Raw genomic sequence first — 19,454 nt, 5'->3', positions numbered from 1 at the left:
TCATGGTTCGCCGGGCGGGTCGTCTCATGGGTGTCTGAACGAGCGGAAGGAGGCACGGTGTTCAACTCGGGTATGAGCTTCGTGCCTCTGGAGCATGCCGTCCGCGACGGTCGCTCGGACATCGCTGTCGTTGCACGCGGGGTGGGAGCGCGTGCAGCGCAGATGGGCGTGCCGCTCCACGAGGTCATGGACCACGTGGAGCGCGCACACGCCCCCGGGGAGCCGCCGTTCGCGACGGTCCGTGCTGCAGCACTGGCATGGGTCGAGGAGGCTCTCGTGCACCAGGTGGATGCGTCGTGCGAGCACCCGTTGACGGCGCTGTCGACGGTTCCGCATGTGCGCTCCCGGCTCGGCGATGTCTATCGGGGGGCCGAGCGGGACGGCGTACGAGCGGCGGACGAGTATGCGCTGGTGGTGGTCGAGCTGCCTCATCTCGACCACGGCAACGAGCTGGAGCAGGAGCTGCGATCCCTCGAGGTCGCCGAGGCGATGCGGATGGTCTACGTGGGAGACGAGACCATCGCGCAGCTGTCGCCTCGTCGCTTCTGCGCCCTCGCCGGGATCGAGCGCACTGATGCGGTGACGGTGAGGTTGTTGGCGTTGATGCTCGAGCAGGTGCTGGGAGACGAGGCGCAGGTACGCCTGTGGGTCGAGCACCTGCCGGGCTCCGCCGCGGGAGTCACGGCGATGCTCGCGGGTCTGACGGGCTGAATGTCAGTACGGCGTGGCACGCTTGAAGCATGTGCGGCCGCTACGCGACGACCCAGACCTCGGCATCCCTCAACGCGGCGTTCGAGATCGACCTGGCCAACTCGTTCGTCGAGCTGGAGGCCGATTACAACATGGCGCCGACCAAGTTGGCGCCGATCCTCATCGGCCGCGCACCCGAGTCCAGCGCCGACCGCCCGCTGCGAGAGCTGATCACCGCCAAGTGGGGGCTGATCCCGAGCTGGGCCAAGGACGAGTCGATCGGCAACCGCATGATCAACGCGCGCTCGGAGACGCTCGCCGAGAAGCCGGCGTTCAAGAAGGCCTTCGGCAAGCGCCGGGCGCTGATCCCCGCTGACGGCTACTTCGAGTGGTACGCCCGCGAGCCCGTCGACGGCAGGAAGGCTCCGAAGCAGCCTTTCTACATCACCCCCAAGGACGGTTCCGTGCTGGCGATGGCGGGCCTCTACGAGTTCTGGAAGAACCGGGACGACGACGAGTGGGTGATCAGCTACACGATCATCACGACGACCGCCGAGGACGAGCTCGGACACGTGCACGACCGCATGCCGCTGTTCGTCGAGCCCGACGGCTATGACGCCTGGCTCGACCCGGCGCCCCACCCGACGGGGCAGCTGATGGAGCTCCTCACACCCGCTGCGCCCGGCCGCCTCGACGCGTTCCCCGTGTCGACGGAGGTCAACAACGTCAAGAACAACGGACCCGAGCTGATCGTCCCGCTGCCTCCGGAAGGTCCGCTGTCGGAATAGGCACTGCCACGTGGACGTTTCAACTGGCATGCAGACATGTGCCGAACGCAGCGTGGCGACCATCACGCCACTGCGCGAGCGTCCGACCCCCGGAGTAGGCTGGGATGCAATGACAGTCACTCCCGCAAGCCCCGCTGACGCCGATCCGCGCAGCACAGAGACCCCGGAGCAGCGGCAGGCTCGCTTCGAGGCTGACGCGCTGCCCTTCCTCGACCAGCTCTACTCCGCCGCGCTGCGCATGACGCGCAGCCCGCACGACGCCGAAGACCTCGTCCAGGAGACGTTCGCCAAGGCGTTCACGGCGTTCCACCAGTTCACGCCGGGCACCAACCTCAAGGCGTGGCTCTACCGCATCCTGACCAACACCTACATCAACTCCTACCGCAAGAAGCAGCGCCAGCCGCAGCAGGTCACGGACGAGATCGAGGACTGGCAGATCGCCCGGGCGGAGTCCCACGGATCGAGCGGGCTCAAGTCCGCCGAGATGGAGGCGCTGGAGCACCTCCCCGACAGCGACGTCAAGGACGCCCTGCAGGCCCTTCCCGAGGACTTCCGCATGGCGGTCTACCTCGCCGACGTCGAGGGATTCCCTTACAAGGAGATCGCCGACATCATGGAGACACCGATCGGCACGGTCATGAGCCGTCTGCACCGTGGTCGTCGTCTGCTTCGCGACATGCTCAGCGACTACGCCCGCGATCGCGGCATGGCCGTCACGGGTGGAGGTGACACCAAATGAACGAGTGCGACGGGCCGGACTGCGAGAAGGCCCTCGAAAACCTTTATCTCTTCATCGATCACGAGATCGACAACGCCAGCTGCGCCGAGATCCAGAGCCACATCGACGAGTGCACACCGTGTCTCGGTGAGTACGAGCTCGAGCGGGTCGTGAAGTCGCTTGTCTCGCGATCATGCTCTGAGGTCGCCCCCGAGGTGCTCCGGCAGAAGGTGCTGGTCTCGATCCGCACGGTGCAGGTCACCGAGGACACGTCGAGCTGACCCTCAATCAAGAAATCCCCGTCCGATGGACGGGGATTTCTCACGTTGGGTGTCACGGTCAGGCGTTGGGACGCTTGCCGTGGTTTGCGCCCTTCTTCTTACGAGCGCGGCGTTTGCGGCCTCGTTTGCTCATGCGGTCCTCCTCGAAAGCTGGAAGACCTAGTCTCCCACAGGGCTGATCCGACTCATGAATCGCTCCCGGTCCACGATGACCCGACGGATCTCGCCGCTGGCGAGCAGCGTGCCGGCGGCGTCGAGGGCAGCGACCTGGAAGCGTACGAGGCGACCATCGGTGTGGATCACGGTCGCCGTGGCCGTGACCTCCGTGCCGATCGGGCTGGCGGCCAGGTGCTCGAGGTCGACGCGGGTTCCGACGCTGGTCTGCCCAGGTCCGAGCTCGAGCGCGGCACACGTGGCCTCCTCGCACCAGGCGAGCACGACAGGTGTGCCGAGCACGGGCAGGTCGCCGCTGCCGACCGCGACCGCGGTGTCGGATTCGTTGACCGTGTGAGTGACCGATGCGGTGTCCATGGGCTCAGGCTACGGGCGCCGAGAACGACCAGAGGTGCACGCCGGGCTCCGGTTGCCGGTCCAGCTCGGGGCGTCGTACGAAACCGAAGGACTCATAGAGCCGGTGTGCGGGTGTCATCTCCGGCAACGAGCTCAGCACGATCTCCGACAGCCCGGCAGATCGCGCCCGGTCGAAGCACTCGGCGACCAGCGGGCTTCGCGGATCTCCACGCGCTCAGATGCCGGTCGTGGCCCTGGGGTAGGCCGCGTTGACGTCGGTCATGACGTTGACGAGATAGGGGACGCCGGAGGCGAACGCCCGGTCGAGCGCCGGCCCGATCTCCGTGGGGTCGGTCACCATCTCGCCGCCACCACCCAGGGCCGTCACGACCTGGTCGTAGCGGGTCTGCGGTGCCAGGTCGGCGGCCACGTCGTAGCCGTAGAGCCACTGCATGGGGCCCTTCTCCAGGCCCCACGCGGAGTTGTTGCCGACGATCATGACGACGGGCAGGTTGTGGCGTACGAGGGTGTCGACGTCCATGAGCGACATGCCGGCGGCGCCGTCGCCGTACAGCAGCACGACCTGGCTCGACGGCTTGGCGATACGCGCAGCCATCGCGGCGCCCATGCCGGCGCCGAGGCAGCCGTACGGTCCCGGGTCGAGCCAGCCACCGGGGAGCTTGGGCTCGACGAACTTGCCGGCGAACGACACGAAGTCACCACCGTCGCCGATCACGACGGCGTCGTCGCCGAGGCGCGGGAGCAGCTCGCCGTAGATGCGGGCGGGATGGATCGGATCGGCCGACGCCGTGAGCAGCTCGCTGTCGCGGGCCGTCGCGGCCGCGACCTCGTCCTGCAGCGTGCTGAGCCACGGCGTCCAGTCGGGTTTGCTGCCGGCGCCGGACTGCAGGGCCGCCAGCACGCCGTCGAACACCTTGGTCAGGTCGCCGCTGGCGGATGCCGCCATCTCTGCGTGGCTGGAGACCTGGCCGGGGGAGTCGGCGATGTGCACCGTCCTGGCCGGTGTCGCACCGTCCTTGCCGCCGAAGATGCCGTAGCCGAGGCGGAAGTCGAGTGGGGTGCCGACGACGATCACGAGGTCGGCCTGGTTGAACGCCGTCGAACGTGCCTTGGTGACGAGATTGGGGTGGCCGCCGGGGATGATGCCACGTCCCATGCCGTTGGAGATGACGGCGATGCCGGTCTCCTCGACGAACCGCAAGGCGGCAGCCTCGGCGTGATCGGCCCAGACGTCGGTGCCGATGACGAGCACGGGGCGCGCCGCCTCCCGGAGCAGGCCGGCGATTCTGCCGAGTGCCTCGGCGTCCGGCTCGATCGGCGCGGACGTGGTGCCCTTCGACGGGGCGACCGTGGTGGCGTTGAAGAACTCGTCCATCGGGACGTCGACGAACGTCGGTCCGCGGTGTGAGGAGCTGGCAAGGGTGAACGCCTCGTCGAGGACGGGTGCGATGTCGTCGACCTTGTGCGCCGTGACGGCAGACTTCGAGATGCTCTCGACGATCGGCGGCTGGTCGAGCTCCTGGAGGCTGCCCGATCCCCAACGGTTGTTGGGAGCGCGGCCGCCGACGACTACGAGCGGCGACCCGGAGAAGCTGGCCTGTGCGATGGCGCTGACACCGTTGGTGACACCTGGTCCGGCGGTCAGCACGGCGAGGCCAGGCTTGCGAGTCAGCTTGCCGATCGCCTCGGCGGCGAACACCGCGGTCGGCTCGTGTCGCACGTCGATGATCGGCATCGGCGGGTCGGCCTTGACCGCACCGTCGTACATCGGGAACACGTGGGCGCCCGAGAGGGTGAACAGGTGCTCGACACCGTGGGCGCGTGCCACGTCGATCGCGTGGATGCCGCCGTGCTGAGGTTCGTCAGTCATGCGACGCAGGCTACTAAACGGGTGGAGCGCCCGGAGGCGGGAGCGACTAGGTGACGGGCTTGGCGCGCGTGGTGGGGCGGTAGAGCCACGGGCTCTCGGCCCTGATCTGGTCAAGCACGGCGAGGATCAGGTCGGCCCGGTGGGCCGGCTGCTCGGCAAACAGCTCGGCGTCGGCGCGCAGGTCGGCGCGGCCCTGGACGCCGAGCGCCAGCTGCAGGTGCAGCGCCCTGAGCAGGGATGACGTGTTGCGTACGGACGGCGACGGCCACTCGGCCTCGATGTGGCCGCGGGTGCGCGGCAGCATGATGCCGGCGCCGAGGCGTGCGAGCCACGGCTCGACGATGCCCGGGTCGAGAGCGTTGCGGTGCAGCAGCGTCATGACCGCGTACGCGAGGCGGTCCTCCTCGCCGTGACGCCAGATGTAAGAGGTCGGCTGCAGGACTCGATCGGCAATCACGTCGAGCAGCACCGTCAGCTCGAGACGGCCGAAGTGTCGGGAGCGGGCGAGGGCTGCCAGCAGGTCGGCGCCGTGCGCGATGGCATTGGCCCAGCCCTGCTCGGGCACCCAGCCGCGGTGGTCCTGCTCGCGGACGTACCACGCGGTGGCGCTGTCTCCCCAGCGCAGCACGGAGTCGGACGTCATGAGGTTCTCGTTGTTGTCGCGGCCGATGATCTCGGCCAGCATCAGCGCGCTGTAGGAGCGCCGGAGCACCGACACGTCGCCGTCGTGGCCGAGCCCGTAGCGGAGTCCGGGAACGATCCCGTCGCCCAGTCCCGAGAGCAGGTCGTCGTAGACGCCCTTGGTGATCCAGGTGGTCAGCAGCGGGTAGGCGAGGTCTTCGCGCCAGCGCGGGTTGGGGTGCCCGAGCATCTCGACGAGCTCGACGGTGCACTCGTCGAGACTCCGGTCGGCCGGCACCTCCATGCCGGCCTGCATCACGGACTGCCAGTACGCCTCAGAAGACACTCCGCCATCCAATCACGCCCTACCCTTGATTCGTGCCCTCGCTGGATGACATCGCCCGATTCCAGACGTCGCTGTCGACCGGTGACGTCTCGTGGCTGCACGCCCTGGTGACGGACTGGCAGATCATCGCCGACCTGTCGTTCTCCGACCTGGTCCTCTGGGTTCCCGACGCGGAGTCGAAGGGCATGTGGGCCGGCGCCCAGATCCGTCCGACGACCGGTCCTACGACGCTGCTTGAGGACGCCGCCGGCACGTTCCTGCCATCGGGCAACACCGGGCGCCTGGACCAGGCGTTCGCCACCGGCGAGGCGATCGTGGAGCAGATCGAGAAGCTGCCGGACGGCTCGCTGATCCGCGCTCGTACGATCCCGGTGAAGCGAGACGGCGTCACGATCGCCGTCATCTCCTCGCGTCGCGGCGACAGCGCGCCGCGTACTGCAAGCGAGCTCGAGGCGACCTACCTCGAGGCTGCCGACGAGCTGATCGACATGATCCAGCGTGGGGAGTTCCCCCTCGAGGGCATCCGCTCGGACCTCGCCGACTCGCTGCGAGTCGGCGACGGACTCATCCGAACCGACGGCCGCGGCCGGGTCTCGTACGCCAGCCCCAACGCGCTGTCGGCCTATCGCCGCCTCGGACTGGCCGGCGACCTGGTCGGCGCCGAGCTCGGCGAGGTGACGACGAGCCTGGTCGACCGCCGGCCGACCGACCGCGGACCGCTGGGACTGCTGCGCGGCGACTCCGGCGGTGAGGCCGAGATCGAGAACTCGACTGGATCGCTGCTCCTGCGTGTCATCCCGCTCAAGACCGGTGGGCGTCGCAACGGCGCGCTGATGCTGCTTCGCGACGTCACCGAGCTGCGTCTTCGCGAGCGTGAGCTGGTCTCGAAGGAGGCGACGATCCGCGAGATCCACCACCGGGTCAAGAACAACCTGCAGACCGTGGCTGCGCTGCTACGCCTCCAGGGACGACGGGTCGAGCTGCCGGAGGCTCGCGCCGCCCTCGACGACGCGGTGCGCCGGGTCGGGTCGATCGCTCTCGTGCACGAGACGCTCAGCCAGTCGTTCGGCGACGAGGTCGACTTCGACGAGATCGCCGATCGGCTGATCCACAACGTCCTCGACGTGTCGCGAGAGTCCGACGCCGGCACAGTTCGCACCGATCGGGTGGGCAGCTTCGGCTCGCTGCCGGGTGTCGTGGCGACCCCGCTCGCGATGGTGCTGACCGAGCTGGTCCAGAACGCCGTCGAGCACGCGTACGGGCCGGGTGGAGGCACCCTCACCCTGGCGGTCAACCGCATCCGTGACCGCGTCCGCCTGCGGGTCAGCGACGACGGGGTCGGACTGCCTGACGGCTTCGACCCGTCGACGAGCCTGGGTCTCTCGATCGTCACGACCCTCGTCGAGGGCGAGCTGGGCGGCACGCTGTCGTTCGAACGGCGCAGCGGTGGCGGCACGACCGTCGCGATCGAGCTGCTCGTCTGAACGAGCGGGGACGCAAAGAACCCCGCGCTCCAAGGAGCACGGGGTTCACCGATACGTGTACGTCAGGCAGTACGAATACGTGCCCGAGCATTGCGGCGCTTCAGCGTACGACGTTCGTCTTCGCTCAAGCCTCCCCACACACCGTGGTCCTGGCCGCTCTCAAGTGCCCACTGAAGGCAGAGTTCGCGGACATCACAACGGCGGCATACGACTTTCGCCTCTTCGATCTGCAAGATGGCGGGACCCGTGTTGCCGATGGGGAAGAAGAGCTCAGGGTCCTCATCTAGGCATGCTGAACGATGACGCCAATCCATGGGGACACTCCTTCCCGTTCGGTGTTGCGCCGTGGGCAGGCCGGTCTGACCCGTACCAAGGCTGAGACTCCATGTTTTCAAGGTTTCAACTGCTTTACAAGGGTAAGAAGCCCGGCGAAATGTTGAGTTGGGTCACACTGGGAGAGTTTCGGAGTCAGGCGACACTCCCTCGTGGCTTAACCCCTCACGTACGCTGGCGCGGTGACATCACCCGACCCTCTCCCCAAGGCCGCCCGAACGTTGCTCTCGGTCGCAGGCGCGGTCGTCGCGGTGGAGGCCCTGGCGTACGTCGTTCTCGCCGTCCTGGACCTGACGGACGTGTCGAGCGAGAGACTCGGTCTGGGCGTCGGTGCGGGCATCCTGCTGGGCGTCTACGGCGCCGGGCAGCTGTACGCGGCGTGGCGGGTGACGCGCGGTGAGGGATGGGCGCGCAGCCCCCTGATCGTGACCCACCTGATCCAGCTGCTCCTCGCGTGGAACCTGCGTGACGGCGACACCCGGTGGCTCGCGATCCTGATGGCCGTCTGCGCCGTCATCGTGCTGGCGTGCCTCCTGGCTCCGCCCGTCAACCGGGCCTTGGGACGTGACATGGGGGCTGTGAGAGACTGAGAGCCGGGCACGACCTGCACAGCCACCCCTTGCTGCGGGTGCCCATGAGCGGCCAACTGCCGCATCGGCGACCTGATCGGTGCCGTCTTCCCATCTGCGCACACTTCCCGAGGCTTTTCATGGTTGCGACCGACATCGACGTGCACACTCCGGCACCGGACCCCGAAGACCCCATCTTCGCGCTGCACCGCGGCGGCAAGATGGCGATCGCGGCGACGGTACCCCTCGACAACGCCGACGATCTCTCGAAGTCCTACACGCCTGGCGTCGCCCAGGTGTGCGAGGCGATTGCCGCCGATCCCGAGGCCGCGCACGAATACACCTGGGTCTCCAACACGGTCGCCGTCGTCACGGACGGGACGGCCGTCCTCGGCCTGGGCGACATCGGCCCTGCCGCGTCCATGCCGGTCATGGAAGGCAAGGCGGTGTTGTTCAAGCAGTTCGGCGGCGTCGACGCGATCCCGATCGCGCTGGCCACGACCGACCCCGACGAGATCGTCGAGACGATCGTGCGGCTGGCACCGTCGTTCGGTGGCATCAACCTCGAGGACATCTCGAGCCCTCGGTGCTTCGAGATCGAACGCCGGCTGATCGACCGCCTCGACATCCCGGTGTTCCACGACGACCAGCACGGCACCGCCGTCGTCGTCCTGGCCGCCCTCTACAACGCGCTGCGCGTGACCGACCGCTACATCGAGGACATCAAGGTCGTCATCTCCGGCGCCGGTGCGGCCGGCGTCGCCATCACCAAGATCCTCAAGTCCGCCGGCGTCACCAAGATCGCGATCGTCGACCGAAGCGGCGTCGTCCACTCCGGCCGCGGTGCGCTCGACGACGTCAAGCAGTGGCTGGCCGACGAGACGGCCGCCTGGGCCAGGCCGGGCTCGGTCTCGGACGCGCTCTCGGGCGCCGACGTGTTCATCGGCGTCTCCGGCGGCACGGTTCCGGAGGAGGCGGTTGCCACGATGGCTCCCGACGCGATCGTCTTCGCGCTGGCCAACCCGCATCCCGAGGTCCACCCCGACGTCGCCAACAAGTACGCCCGAGTCGTGGCCACCGGCCGCTCCGACTTCGCCAACCAGATCAACAACGTCCTGGTGTTCCCCGGCATCTTCCGCGGTGCACTCGACGTGCGCGCCACGCGGATCTCCGAGGGCATGAAGCTGGCTGCGGCACAGGCCATCGCCGACCTCGTCGGTGACGAGCTGACCGAGACGTACGTCATCCCGTCGCCGTTCGATCCCCGCGTCGCCACAGCCGTGGCGCGGGCCGTCACCGACACCGCACGCCGCGAGGGTCTCGCGCGTCGGCCATACTGACGCCCGAAAACCACCCACACCCAACGTTCCAAGGAGCTCGATGTTCGCCGTCTACGCCGACCAGATCAACCCCGAATCACCGCTGGACGGGCTCGTCGTCGGCGACCGGCCCGAACCCCAGGCGCCGGAAGGGTGGACGACAGTCACGGTCAAGGCTGCATCGATCAATCACCATGATGTCTGGAGCCTGCGCGGCGTCGGCCTGCCCGCGGACCGGCTGCCCATGATCCTGGGCTGCGACGCCGCTGGTCTCGACGAGGACGGCAACGAGGTGGTCGTGCACGCGGTCATCAGTGATCCGGCCTGGCGCGGCGACGAGACCCTCGACCCCAAGAGATCGTTGCTGTCGGAGCGCCATCAAGGCACGTTCGCCGAGCGGGTCACGGTGCCGACGCGCAACGTCGTCGCGAAGCCGGCCGGCCTGACCTTCGCCGAGGCGGCCTGCCTGCCGACGGCATGGCTCACGGCCTACCGGATGCTGTTCACGCAGTCCGGCCTCAAGCAGGGTGACTCCGTCCTGGTCCAGGGTGCCGGCGGCGGTGTCGCGACGGCCGCCATCACACTGGCCCGTGCTGCGGGATTCCGGGTGTACGCGACCAGTCGCGACGAGGAGAAGCGTCAGCGGGCCGTCGAGATCGGCGCCCACGAGGCGTTCGAGTCCGGTGCCCGGCTGCCGTCGAAGGTCGACGCGGTCATCGAGACCGTCGGAGCGGCAACGTGGTCGCACTCGGTGAAGTCGATGCGCCCCGGTGGCACCATCGTGATCGCCGGTGCGACGTCGGGCGATGCGCCGTCGCACGCCGAGTTGACCCGGATCTTCTTCCAGCAGATGCGCGTGCACGGTTCGACGATGGGCACCCGCGACGAGCTTCACGCCTTGGCGCAGTTCATGGACGTCACCGGCACCAAGCCGCTGATCGACCGCGAGATCCCGATGGCAGATGCCGCCGAAGGCCTCGGTGCCGTCATCGACGGCAGCGTCTTCGGCAAGATCGTCCTGACCCTCTGAACTCCACCGCGATTTGTGACTTTGGAGGCGCCAAGCCTCGAGCTTGGCGCTTCAAACGTCACAAATCGCGGGCGTCAGTCGTCGTCGTCGAGCCGGGCCAGCCAGGTGGCGAGGCGCTCGACGGGGATCTCGAACTCGGGGTTGAGGTCGACGAATGTGCTGAGCTGCTCGGCGAGCCAGGCGAAGGTGACCTCTTCGTCACCTCGCCGGCTCTGGAGCTCCTCGATCCCGCGATCGGTGAAGTACATCAGCCGATCAGGCGAACGCCTGCTCCATCAGCGTCTCGAACTCCTCGACGTGACGGGCGTGCGATCCGACCGACGGTGCTGACGACTCCGGACGCGACACCCGCGACAGCGGCAGGCCGTCGAACTCGCCCATGAAGTGCAGCGCGATGTGCGGCCATGGACCCTGGTTGGCGGGCTCGTCCTGCACCCAACGGATCTCGCGGGCATGGGGGAACCGGGCGATCTCGGCGTTGAGCTCTGCCGTCGGACGCGGGTAGAGCTGCTCGACTCGCACGATGGCCGTACGCGATGCGTCGGGCTCACGCTTGCTGCGCTCGTTGATGAGGTCCCAGGCGATCTTGCCGGAGCAGACCAGCACCCGCTCGACCGAGTCGGCGGTGACGGAATCGTCGCCGATGACCGGACGGAACGTGCCGCTGGTGAAGTCGTCTGGCTGCGAGGTGGCGGCCTTGTTGCGCAGCATCGACTTCGGCGTGAAGACGATCAGCGGACGGTGCTCGCTCTCGAGGTTCTGGCGACGCAGCAGGTGGAAGTACGACGCTGGCGTCGACGGCTGGGCGACCGTCATCGAGTCGTTGGCGCAGAGCTCGAGAAAGCGCTCGATCCGGGCCGACGAGTGGTCGGGGCCTTGGCCTTCGTAGCCGTGTGGCAGCAGCAGCACGACGCCGGACTTCTGGCCCCACTTGGTCTCACCGGAGGAGATGTATTCGTCGACGACCGACTGTGCGCCGTTGATGAAGTCGCCGAACTGTGCCTCCCAGATGGTCAGTGCCTCGGGGCGCGCGACGGAGTAGCCGTACTCGAAGCCGAGCGCGGCGTACTCGCTCAGCAGCGAGTCGTAGACATAGAAGGTGGCCTGATCTTCGCTGACGCCTGTCAGAGGAGTCCACTCGCCGCCGTTGACTCGGTCGATGATCGTGGCGAACCGCGAGGCGAACGTGCCGCGACGGGTGTCCTGACCCGAGATGCGGACGGGACGGCCATCGGCGAGCAGCGAGCCCATCGCGATGATCTCGCCGGTGCCCCAGTCGATCGGCCCTGCCGTGATGGATGCGGCACGTCGCTGCAGCTGCGGCAGCACCTTGGGGTGGACCGTGAAGCCTTCCGGGACCGCGGTGTAGGAGTCGGCGATCGCCTTGAGTGTCTCGGGCGTGACGGCCGTGACCAGCTCGCCGGTGTGCTCGGGCTTCTCGGGGTAGTCAGGAGTACGCGTGTAGCCCGGGTCGGAGGCGGCTTCCTTGACCTCGGCGAAGTTGCGCTCGAGCTGGGCCTGGTAGTCGGTGAGCGCTGCCTCCGCCTCCTCGAGCGTGATGTCACCACGTCCGACCAGAGCCTCGGTGTAGAGCTTGCGCACCGTCTTCTTGTTCTCGATCGTGTCGTACATCAGCGGCTGGGTGAAGCTCGGGTCGTCGCCCTCGTTGTGACCGCGGCGGCGGTAGCAGACGAGGTCGATCACGACGTCCTTGTTGAACGTGCGGCGGTACTCGTAGGCCAGCTGGGCCACCCGGATGCATGCCTCGGGGTCGTCGCCGTTGACGTGGAAGATCGGCGCCTGGATCATCCGGGCGACGTCGGTGCAGTACTGCGACGAACGCGACGAGGACGGAGACGTGGTGAAGCCGACCTGGTTGTTGACGATCAGGTGGATCGTGCCGCCCGTACGGTAGCCGCGCAGCAGCGACAGGTTGAGCGTCTCGGCAACGACACCCTGACCGGCGAACGCGGCGTCACCGTGCACCAGCACGGGGAGCACGGGGTAGTCGGCGCCCCGGTTGAGGCGGTCCTGCTTGGCGCGGGCGATGCCCTCGAGCACCGGGTCGACCACCTCGAGGTGCGACGGGTTGGCCGCGACCGAGACCTTGATCTTGTCGCCGGAGCCGGACGTGAACTCACCCTCGACGCCGAGGTGGTACTTCACGTCGCCGGAGCCCTGGACCGTGCGCGGATCGATGTTGCCCTCGAACTCGCGGAACACCTGGCTGGCGTGCTTGCCGGCGATGTTGACGAGGACGTTGAGGCGACCGCGGTGGGCCATGCCGATGCAGACCTCGTCGAGACCGTCGGCTGCGGCGGCTTCACAGATCTCGTCGAGGACGGGGACCGTGGTCTCACCGCCTTCGAGGCTGAAGCGCTTCTGGCCGACGAACTTGGTCTGCAGGAACGTCTCGAACGCCTCGGCCTGGTTGAGCTTCTGCAGGATGCGCAGCTGCTCCTCGCGCGGCGGCTTGGTGTGCGGGCGCTCGACGCGTTCCTGGAACCAGGCGCGTTCGGCGGGGTCCTGGATGTGCATGTACTCCAGGCCGATGGTGCGCGCGTAGGAGTCGCGCAGGATGCCGAGGATCTCGCGCAGCTTCATGAAGCGCTTGCCGTTGCCGAACGATCCGGTGGCGAACTCGCGGTCGAGATCCCACAGCGTCAGGCCGTGGCTCGCGGTGTCGAGGTCGGGGTGGCTGCGGGCGTGGTTCTCGAGCGGGTTGGTGTCGGCCATGAGGTGACCGCGCACCCGGAATGCATGGATGAGCTCCAGCACGCGAGCCTGCTTGTGCACCTCGTCGTCGTGGCTGACGGCGATGTCCTGGGCCCAGCGGATGGGCTCGTAGGGGATCTTGAGCGCACGGAAGATGCCGTCATAGAACTCGTCCTCGCCGAGCAGCAGTCCGTGGACCTTCTTGAGGAACTCACCCGACTGCGCACCCTGGATGACGCGGTGGTCGTACGTCGACGTCAGCGTGACCATCTTGGAGATCGCCATCTGCGCGAGCGTGTGATCCGACGCACCCTGGAACTCGGGCGGGTATTCCATCGAGCCGACGCCGACGATGACGCCCTGGCCCTGCATGAGGCGGGGGATCGAGTGGTTGGTGCCGATACCGCCCGGGTTGGTCAGGCTGACGGTGGTGCCCTGGAAGTCGACGACCTCGAGCTTGTTGTTGCGCGCCTTGGTGACCATGGTCTCGTAGGCGGCCCAGAACTCGGCGAAGGTCAGCGTCTCGGCGGCCTTGATCGAGGGGACCAGGAGCGTGCGGCTGCCGTCGGGCTTCTGCAGGTCGATCGCGAGGCCGAAGTTGATGTGCTCGGGCTTGAGCTGGTTGGGCTTGCCGTCGACGACCTCGTAACCGGTGTTCATCTCGGGCATCGACTTGATGGCCTGGACGATGGCCCAGCCGATCAGGTGCGTGAACGAGACCTTGCCGCCGCGGGCGCGGGCGAGGTGGTTGTTGATGACGACGCGGTTGTCGAACAGCAGCTTGACGGGCATCGCACGGACGCTGGTGGCGGTCGGTACGGCGAGGCTGGCGTCCATGTTCTGGACCGTGCGCGCCGCGGCGCCCTTGAGGACGGACTTGCCGACCTCGCCGGGTCCGACCTTGGCGCCCTCGGGCGTCTGGACCGAGACGGGGGCCGCCGGGGCCGGCTTGGGTGCGGCGGGAGCCGGCGCGGCAGCGGGTGGCGCAGCCGGAGCGGCAGGGGCGGCCGGGGTCGGGGCAGGAGCGGCGGGCGCGGCCGGGGCGGGTGCGGCAGGGGCGGGTGCTGCCGGGGCGGGCGCTACGGGTGGCGCAGGCGGACCCTCAGGCGCCACGGTGGCCACAGCGGCGACGGCCTGCGGCGTGCTGCCGTTGGCCGACGGCGGGGCGCCGTCCTTGAAGAATGATGCCCAGGTCGGATCGACCGAGGCCGGATCCTCCTGAAAGCGTTCGTACATTTCCTCTACGAGCCACTGATTCGTTCCAAAATCAGGGGTTGTGTGGTCTGGTGAGGAGTCGGCCACTGCCTCGATCGCCTCTTCCGGCTAGGTGCTGAAAAGCATGTGAAATCGTCTGATGCAAGGGTAACGCGCACGCCTAGTCCGTCGTACGGCGGTTGGTCCGCGTCGTGGTCCCGATTTCAGATTGCCATGACCGTGGCGTGCCCGGGCGAGATCAGCCGAGAATCTGCAGCTCCGGTTGGCGCTCGACGAACTGCCCGAACGCCGCAGCTTCTGCCTCGAGAGCGCGCCTGATCGGCGGCGTGACCCGAGGCGATGAGTCGACCACGATGTCGACGGTCTTGGACTTGATCGTTCGCGTCCAGGTGCCGGCCAGCCGACCTCCGACCAGCAGCAGTCCCATGCTGCGCATCATGGCTTCGGGTGCGCCGCTGAAGAGTGTGTAGTCCTCGGTGTCGCGTGCGTACGAGATGTACTCGTCGAAATTCGACAGCAGTGTGGCAACTGGGGGCGCTGACTCGACCGGCGCGTCGGGTGACCAGTAGGTCTCGCCACCGATGTCGATGGGCCGCAGCTCGCCGAGCTCGATCGCCCTGCGGCTCTCGGTCAGCGTGAGGCTGGTCCACCAGGCAAGATCCTTGTCTCGGACGGGGCCGTGACCGCGTGCGTAGCGCCGGGCGATGAGCGCGAGGAGCTCGTCGCGAGGCTGGGCGGGCGGAGGGGTGACGACCGAGTCGAGCAGCACATACGTGTGCTGCTTGCCCCGCATCGGACCGTTGACGATGAGGGCCTCGATCTCGGCGTGCATCACGGTGTGAGCCAGGTGCTGGCCCGCGTGCGCCAACCCCGCTCCGGCAAGAGCCTCGCCGAGCTCTGCCCGGGTGCGGGCCACACCGTCGGCAAGGGCGTCGACGATCACCTCGGCGCCCCGGCCGAGCTGGTCACGACTGAGGCCGATCGTGTTGAGCCCCGACATCAAGATCTTGCTGATGCGTGGCGCGGTCACCGCGAGCAGCCAGTGGAGGTCGGACGGGTCGACGAAGTGCCACGTCGGCCGCAGCACGTGGGTGCGCAGGAAGTCGCCGCGCGCGAAGGCCGCATCGAGGTCGGCCTTGGTCAATCCGTACGTACGCCGCGCCACCGCCCACAACCCCATGTCGTGCAGTTGGGACTGGACGCAGCCGAGGTGACGAACGACGTCGACCGCCGTGTCGAAGCGCGGGGCATCCAGCCCCTGCGCGTGCAGGCGGCCGACGACTGACGGTCTCACGTCAGGCGGTGACGAGCGCGGCGTCGAGGGTGATCTCCACGCCCGTCAGTGCCTTGCTGATGGGGCAGCCGACCTTGGCTGCCTGGGCTGCCTCGGCGAAGCCGGCCTCATCGATGCCCTCGACCTCGGCCCGCACGGTCAAGGTGATGCCGGTGAGCTTGAACCCGCCCTCGGGATCGGCTCCGAGCGTCACCTCCGCCTTGATCTCCATGGCTTGCGGGGTGGCTCCGGCAGCGCCGAGCTGGCCGGCCAGCGACATGGCGTAGCACGCGGAATGGGCTGCGCCGACGAGCTCCTCGGGGTTGGTGGCGCCGCCACCGTCGTCGGAAGCACGCTTGGGGAACGACACGTCGAACGTGCCGAGTCCGGAGCTGGTGAGCTCGACCTGGCCGGATCCGTCCTGCAGGCCGCCGTCCCAGGCGGTGCGGGCTGTGCGTGTGGGCATCGTGTTGCCTCTCGTCGTGGGTGTGCTCACGACGCTACTGCGTGGCCACGACGGTACAAAAGGAATCTGCGCGGGAGTGAAACAAAACCAGCGCCTCGCGGCATGTACGTGGTGTCATGTCCAAGCCCACCGGAGGTGAAGATCCCCATGTCCGAGATCGCCACGTGAAGTCCGACGCCGAGCTCCTGGCGTCGGCAGGTCACGATCCCGACGCGTTCCGACAGCTGTACGACCGCTACGCCGAGCCGGTCCACGGCTTCCTGTTCCGCCGTACGTCCAATCGCGACGCTGCCCTCGACCTGACGGCCGAGACGTTCGCCCAGGTGTGGACATCCCGGCACACGTTCGAGGACCAGAGGGACGGTTCGGCCGGTCCCTGGATCTTCGGGATCGCGGGCCATGTGCTCGCCCGGTCGGCGCGCGAACAACGCCTGATCCGAGAGGCCAGCGAGGCGCTCCGCCTGCGTCGTGAACCGTTGTCGGTCGTGCCGGACACCTCGTGGGTCGACGGCATGGAGGCAGACCTCGAGCAGGCGCTCGCCGAGCTGCCGGACGCGCAACGCCGGGCCGTCGAGCTGCGCGTCCTGTCCGACCGCTCGTATGACGAGCTTGCCGAGGAGCTCGACTGCTCGCCGACCGCCGCCCGCATCCGGGTGTCGCGCGGCCTGTCGCGGCTTCGTACGACCACCCCATCCCTTGCCACCCAGAAGGAGCTCTCATGAGCATCACGTCGAAGAACGACCTCGCACGCCTCGGTGACGATCTCGAGCACGCGATCGCGGCCCAGATCGCTGGAACCATCGTGGGCAGGCGGCGACGCAAGCAGCGGTCGCGCACCACGATCGCGGCATTCGCCACGGTTGGCGTTGTGGTCCTCGGCGCGGGTGCCGCGGCTGCCGTGAGCCTGCTGTCTCCCGACGTCGTCGAGCAGGGCATGCCGGGCAGCAGCGTGATCTTCATCGACACCGACCCGACCTGCACGACCGCGAACAACGTCGAGTTCGACTGCACGCTCGCCAAGGCACCGAGCCGTGAGGTGCTCGACAACTACGCGGGCGCCAAGGAGACGTTCAACGACGCCGACGACAACATCGCCGGCGGCTGCATCGGACAGGACGCGGCGGGTCTGCACTGGACTTGCTACGCGGGTGACCGGGCGGTCGAGATGGAGATCATCAGCAAGGACTTCCTCGGTCAGCACACCAACGGTCCAGCAGCGGGCTAGATCGGGTGCGGGTACTCGGGGGTCCTGTGCTGGAAGGCCAGGATCTCCGGGTTCTGCACGACCCCGTTGCGGATCTCGATGGCTCGCCTGATCGTCTCGTCGGCGTCCCACGACTTCTCACCCGCAAGGACCTTCGGAACGTACGGGAGCAGCGCCTGGCTGATCTCCCAGGTCGCGGAGTTCCAGAGGTACGACGGGCTGTGGTCGACCGCGTAGTAGGTCACTCCGTTGCCGACCGTGAACGTCTGCTCGTCAAAGGTCGTCGGCTTCGCCCACTCAAAGCCCATGCCCTCGTCACACGAGACGTCGACGATGATCGTGCCCGAGGCCAGGGTCGGCAGGTCGACATTCATCAGGAACGACATGGGTGAGTTGGGATCCTGCAGCACGCAGTTGACGATGACGTCGTGCTCGGCGAGCAGCGCCGGCATCGGCACCCAGTTCTGGTCGATGAACGCGCGGCTCTCGGCCGGTGAGTCGGCCGGGTCGAAGTGCACGATCCGCGCCGAGTGGATCGGCGCGCTGACCGCGGCAACCCCGCGTTGCGTGAAGATGTCGACGTCGTGGATGCCGTGGGCGCTGAGTGCGGTGACGGCGCCACGTGCGGTCGCGCCGAACCCGATGACGGCGGCGCTCAGCCGGCGGCCGTAGTTGCCCGTCAGCCCCGCGATCTCCATCGCGTGCAGCACCGAGCCGTATCCGGCCAGCTCGTTGTTCTTGTGGAACACGTGCAGCAGGAAGCTGCCGTCGCCGCTCCAGTGGTTCATGGCCTCCCACGCGATGAGGGTCAGCTTGCGGTCGATCGCGGCCTGGGTGAGCTCGGTGTCCTGGACGCAGTGCGGCCAGCCCCACAGCGTCTGACCCTCTCGCAGCCCGAGCAGGTCGGAGGGCTGCGGCTTGGTCAGCAGGATGACGTCGCAGCGCTCGACCAGCTCGCTCCTGGACAGGACCCCGCCGACCCACGGCCGGAGCTCGTCGTCGGAGAAGCCGAAGTTGTCGCCGTACCCCTCTTCGAGGAACACGTGTGGCCGAGCCGCCTGGGTGAGGCGTTCGAGATGGCGAGGATGCAACGGCAGACGCCGTTCGTTCTCCTTGGAGGTGTGGGCGATGACGCCCAGGTCGAGCTGGCTCATGAGGGGCCTGCCGTTGGTGTTTCGACAGGGTCCGCTGCTCGGTGACGAAGGAATGGCGGGCGGCGTGCTTTCAACCGTGTGAACGCTGGTTGATCAGGCGCCGACGCTGCAAGGTCTTGCCAAACTCGCCTGTGCCCCCGGCAGGATTCGAACCTGCGCTTCCGCCTCCGGAGGGCGGCGCTCTATCCCCTGAGCTACGGGGGCCCGCCAGACAGTCAAGAAACCGACTGCCGTCGGTGGGGCCAACTGCCGTGTGAGCCTATCGCACGGGGACTACCGTGAGTCCCGTGCCCAGAGTGCTCGTCGTCGATGACACCGCCTCGATCCGCTTTCTGATCCGGACCAATCTCGAGCTCGCCGGATTCGACGTCCACGAGGCGGTCGACGGCGTCGACTGCCTGGAGGTCCTGAGCCGTACGGAGGTGCTCCCGGACGCCATCACGGTCGACGTGATGATGCCGCGGATGGACGGCGTCGCCACGGTCACTGCGATCCGCGCCGACCCGCGTACCGAGAAGATCGCGATCATCATGATCTCGACGCAGGGCCATCCCGCCGACATCCAGCGTGGCATGGACGCCGGTGTCGATGCCTACATCACCAAACCGTTCGATCCCGACCACATGGTCGAGACCGTCAGCTCGGTCCTGGAACGACTCTCGTAAGTCCTTGAGCACCGCCCCTCGGCGACGTACGGTTGCCGTACACGGAGAGGAGGTGGTCCCAGGAATGAGTAGCTCTTGGACATGTGAGGTGGCTGTCCGCTAGCCGCAGGGCTTGCAGCCGGCGGCGGGCGAAATCCCGCAGCCACCCGACCCGCAGGGAGACCGAGTAGTCCACCCGGTCC

At 67.8% G+C, this 19,454-nt stretch carries 21 protein-coding genes and 1 tRNA gene; 11 read left to right on the top strand and 11 right to left on the bottom strand.

Translation table 11 applies throughout. The features are described 5' to 3' along the window. The first annotated feature begins 57 nt into the window (after positions 1–57). From ABD683_RS01875 to rsrA, 4 genes are all read left to right on the top strand, one after another. Positions 58–711 carry a hypothetical protein gene (locus ABD683_RS01875; RefSeq protein WP_344766804.1) on the top strand — a complete coding sequence of 218 codons (654 nt, stop codon included), beginning with the start codon at positions 58–60 and terminating at the stop codon, positions 709–711. A gap of 29 nt (positions 712–740) precedes the next feature. Further along, complete coding sequence (locus ABD683_RS01870; protein WP_344766802.1) at positions 741–1,478, top strand: SOS response-associated peptidase; 738 nt, start codon at positions 741–743, stop codon at positions 1,476–1,478. Positions 1,479–1,587: 109 nt separating this feature from the next. Next, positions 1,588–2,217, top strand: coding sequence for a sigma-70 family RNA polymerase sigma factor (locus ABD683_RS01865; protein ID WP_344766800.1), 630 nt, complete (start codon positions 1,588–1,590; stop codon positions 2,215–2,217). Beyond that, complete coding sequence (rsrA, locus tag ABD683_RS01860) at positions 2,214–2,477, top strand: mycothiol system anti-sigma-R factor (RefSeq protein ID WP_344766798.1); 264 nt, start codon at positions 2,214–2,216, stop codon at positions 2,475–2,477. Before ABD683_RS01865 ends, rsrA begins: the two co-directional genes overlap by 4 nt. A gap of 58 nt (positions 2,478–2,535) precedes the next feature. On the opposite strand, the gene ABD683_RS18525 is transcribed toward rsrA, so the two are convergent. From ABD683_RS18525 to ABD683_RS01845, 4 genes are all read right to left on the bottom strand, one after another. Further along, positions 2,536–2,610 (bottom strand): 50S ribosomal protein bL37, encoded by a 75-nt coding sequence (locus tag ABD683_RS18525; RefSeq protein ID WP_425548526.1) that lies wholly within the window; start codon positions 2,608–2,610, stop codon positions 2,536–2,538. Between the two features lie 26 nt (positions 2,611–2,636). Continuing rightward, a complete protein-coding gene (locus ABD683_RS01855) occupies positions 2,637–3,008 on the bottom strand; it encodes a thioesterase family protein (RefSeq protein WP_344766797.1) in 372 nt (123 codons plus the stop codon). A 214-nt stretch (positions 3,009–3,222) separates the two neighbouring features. After that, positions 3,223–4,878 (bottom strand): acetolactate synthase, encoded by a 1,656-nt coding sequence (locus tag ABD683_RS01850; RefSeq protein WP_344766795.1) that lies wholly within the window; start codon positions 4,876–4,878, stop codon positions 3,223–3,225. A gap of 46 nt (positions 4,879–4,924) precedes the next feature. After that, positions 4,925–5,845: a DUF2785 domain-containing protein gene (locus ABD683_RS01845; RefSeq protein ID WP_344766794.1), complete on the bottom strand. Its 921-nt coding sequence runs from the start codon at positions 5,843–5,845 to the stop codon at positions 4,925–4,927. Between the two features lie 32 nt (positions 5,846–5,877). Here ABD683_RS01845 and ABD683_RS01840 point away from each other — a divergent pair, with 32 nt between their 5' ends. After that, a complete protein-coding gene (locus ABD683_RS01840) occupies positions 5,878–7,329 on the top strand; it encodes a sensor histidine kinase (RefSeq protein ID WP_344766793.1) in 1,452 nt (483 codons plus the stop codon). 62 nt (positions 7,330–7,391) lie between these two features. Here ABD683_RS01840 and ABD683_RS01835 read toward each other — a convergent pair whose 3' ends face one another. Continuing rightward, positions 7,392–7,643: a WhiB family transcriptional regulator gene (locus ABD683_RS01835; RefSeq protein ID WP_309968128.1), complete on the bottom strand. Its 252-nt coding sequence runs from the start codon at positions 7,641–7,643 to the stop codon at positions 7,392–7,394. 201 nt (positions 7,644–7,844) lie between these two features. Here ABD683_RS01835 and ABD683_RS01830 point away from each other — a divergent pair, with 201 nt between their 5' ends. From ABD683_RS01830 to ABD683_RS01820, 3 genes are all read left to right on the top strand, one after another. Beyond that, positions 7,845–8,252, top strand: a complete 408-nt coding sequence (locus ABD683_RS01830; protein ID WP_344766790.1) for a hypothetical protein — start codon at positions 7,845–7,847, stop codon at positions 8,250–8,252. A gap of 119 nt (positions 8,253–8,371) precedes the next feature. Next, complete coding sequence (locus ABD683_RS01825) at positions 8,372–9,571, top strand: NAD(P)-dependent malic enzyme (RefSeq protein ID WP_344766789.1); 1,200 nt, start codon at positions 8,372–8,374, stop codon at positions 9,569–9,571. 40 nt (positions 9,572–9,611) lie between these two features. Next, positions 9,612–10,580 (top strand): zinc-binding dehydrogenase, encoded by a 969-nt coding sequence (locus ABD683_RS01820; protein WP_344766788.1) that lies wholly within the window; start codon positions 9,612–9,614, stop codon positions 10,578–10,580. 74 nt (positions 10,581–10,654) lie between these two features. Here the strand turns inward: ABD683_RS01820 and ABD683_RS01815 are convergent, their stop codons facing one another. From ABD683_RS01815 to ABD683_RS01800, 4 genes are all read right to left on the bottom strand, one after another. Further along, entirely contained in the window at positions 10,655–10,828 is a 174-nt protein-coding gene (locus ABD683_RS01815; protein WP_344766787.1) for a DUF6104 family protein, read from the bottom strand. A 7-nt stretch (positions 10,829–10,835) separates the two neighbouring features. Then, positions 10,836–14,597, bottom strand: a complete 3,762-nt coding sequence (locus tag ABD683_RS01810; RefSeq protein ID WP_344766785.1) for a multifunctional oxoglutarate decarboxylase/oxoglutarate dehydrogenase thiamine pyrophosphate-binding subunit/dihydrolipoyllysine-residue succinyltransferase subunit — start codon at positions 14,595–14,597, stop codon at positions 10,836–10,838. Between the two features lie 151 nt (positions 14,598–14,748). After that, entirely contained in the window at positions 14,749–15,804 is a 1,056-nt protein-coding gene (locus ABD683_RS01805; protein WP_344766783.1) for a winged helix DNA-binding domain-containing protein, read from the bottom strand. A gap of 1 nt (position 15,805) precedes the next feature. Continuing rightward, positions 15,806–16,249 (bottom strand): OsmC family peroxiredoxin, encoded by a 444-nt coding sequence (locus ABD683_RS01800; protein WP_344766781.1) that lies wholly within the window; start codon positions 16,247–16,249, stop codon positions 15,806–15,808. Between the two features lie 116 nt (positions 16,250–16,365). Here ABD683_RS01800 and ABD683_RS01795 point away from each other — a divergent pair, with 116 nt between their 5' ends. Both ABD683_RS01795 and ABD683_RS01790 read left to right on the top strand, forming a co-directional pair. Next, a complete protein-coding gene (locus tag ABD683_RS01795) occupies positions 16,366–16,971 on the top strand; it encodes an RNA polymerase sigma factor (RefSeq protein WP_344766779.1) in 606 nt (201 codons plus the stop codon). After that, positions 16,968–17,474: a hypothetical protein gene (locus ABD683_RS01790; RefSeq protein WP_344766777.1), complete on the top strand. Its 507-nt coding sequence runs from the start codon at positions 16,968–16,970 to the stop codon at positions 17,472–17,474. The genes ABD683_RS01795 and ABD683_RS01790 overlap by 4 nt, the downstream gene beginning before the upstream one ends. Here the strand turns inward: ABD683_RS01790 and ABD683_RS01785 are convergent. Both ABD683_RS01785 and ABD683_RS01780 read right to left on the bottom strand, forming a co-directional pair. Further along, positions 17,471–18,607, bottom strand: a complete 1,137-nt coding sequence (locus ABD683_RS01785; protein WP_344766775.1) for a N(5)-(carboxyethyl)ornithine synthase — start codon at positions 18,605–18,607, stop codon at positions 17,471–17,473. The two genes, ABD683_RS01790 and ABD683_RS01785, sit on opposite strands and share 4 nt — an antisense overlap. A gap of 132 nt (positions 18,608–18,739) precedes the next feature. After that, positions 18,740–18,811 (bottom strand) — tRNA-Arg (locus tag ABD683_RS01780). Positions 18,812–18,894: 83 nt separating this feature from the next. Between ABD683_RS01780 and ABD683_RS01775 the strand changes: the two genes are divergently transcribed. After that, a complete protein-coding gene (locus tag ABD683_RS01775) occupies positions 18,895–19,272 on the top strand; it encodes a response regulator transcription factor (RefSeq protein ID WP_344766773.1) in 378 nt (125 codons plus the stop codon). Positions 19,273–19,454: the final 182 nt, after the last annotated feature.

It is taken from the genome of Aeromicrobium panaciterrae (assembly GCF_039537165.1).
Lineage (GTDB): Bacteria > Actinomycetota > Actinomycetes > Propionibacteriales > Nocardioidaceae > Aeromicrobium > Aeromicrobium panaciterrae.
This window is presented reverse-complemented; position numbering and strand designations above follow the sequence as displayed.